The 1,398-nt window shown below is 49.6% G+C and carries 2 protein-coding genes; both read left to right on the plus strand.

Going from position 1 to position 1,398, the window contains the following annotated elements; genetic code table 11:
• On the plus strand, positions 1-391 hold a 391-nt coding region (locus ACFRAK_RS28835; protein WP_394573170.1), incomplete at its 5' end, for an AraC family transcriptional regulator.
• A gap of 138 nt (positions 392-529) precedes the next feature.
• Positions 530-1,398 (plus strand): catalase (locus tag ACFRAK_RS28840; protein WP_394573171.1); only part of this gene is annotated, 869 nt, incomplete at its 3' end.

Consider the following 1,398-nt stretch of genomic DNA (forward strand, 5'->3'; position numbering starts at 1 on the left):
GCCGTATGGTCCTGCCAACATGCAAGTCATGGAAAAGCTGAAGACATGGGCGAAAGCGAACGGTCTGCTCACCGAGTCGGCCGTCCTATTCGCTATTCCACAAGACAACCCGGAAACTACAAGGCCCGAAAGCTGCAGATTTGATGCATGTATCGTCATACCGCATGATGATCCATTGGACGAGGTTATCGCCGAAAGCGAATTTGCCGGTGGGAAATATGCTATTTGTAAAGTCAAACATACAACAGAGGATATTCAGAAGGCATGGGCTGAGATTATACCGGCCCTCTATATCAAGGGTTACCAAATCGATAACAAACCCATGCTGGAACGATACACGGGTGAGCTGCTGAATAAGGGTTATTGCGAAATATGCGTGCCTGTTCTTTAGTCTGATCAAGCAAGCGGCAAGGCAGGAGCAATAGGTTTTGTTGCTTGCTCGATTTGTTGACCCCGAGGTCATAATTGCTCTTAGACGTTGCATACATAAAGAGTGAGAAATGAACTTGTGGACATGGGAGGCAGGTTAATGAGTAGCGAGAACAATGGTTGGTTTCAATTAGAAGGTAAACCCCCTTTGAAGAATACGCCGCCTAAACGGACGATATCCCATACAACGACACCAGTATCTAGCCAGGCATCCAAACCCGTAACTGAGCATGCAGCGAACAGCTCTACAACAGCAGCAGCTTCGGCATCACAGAATGAGAACAATCAGATTACGAATACCCTTTCTTCAATATCCGGCCATATTGAGGGGAAATCAGCAGCAGTCCCGCCTAGAGCGTCCAAGCCAGGACCTTTGCAGGTAGAGTCTTTTCAGAGTCGGAGTCTTCCGCAATGGTCGGGGGATCTACCGGCCAAGCGACATTCCCAAACAGTAGGAAGACGGGGACCGGTACTGGAGCAGGACAATATTTTGCATGAAACGCTGGAGACGTTCGTCCATGAGAAAATCATCGAGAGACCTGTGCACGTCAAAGGCTTCGGGGCATTCGGATACTTTGAGACGGTTCATTCCATGTCCGAATATACGAAGCTTAGCTTTCTGCAACGCCCAGGGCAGCAGGTTCCGGTTACGGTAAGGTTCTCGCTTGCCGTCAGTACGAAGGGTACGCCGGACACTTCACGGAATGTACGCGGATTCGCGACCAAATTCTATACGGATGAGGGAATATTCGATCTGATCTGCAACCATATTCCAGTATTCTCTGTACGGGATGCGATCCGGTTCCCGGAATCAATCAAGGCTTTCTTGCCCTCGCCGACCAATAATCTGATCGATCCGGATCGCTTCTGGAGTTTCGTCGCCAGAGCACCGGAATCTATGCATTTTGTGGTTCGGCTCTATTCGGATGCGGGTACGGTCAAAAGTCTGCGCCACATTCCGGGTCATAG

This window comes from Peribacillus sp. NPDC056705 (genome assembly GCF_043656335.1).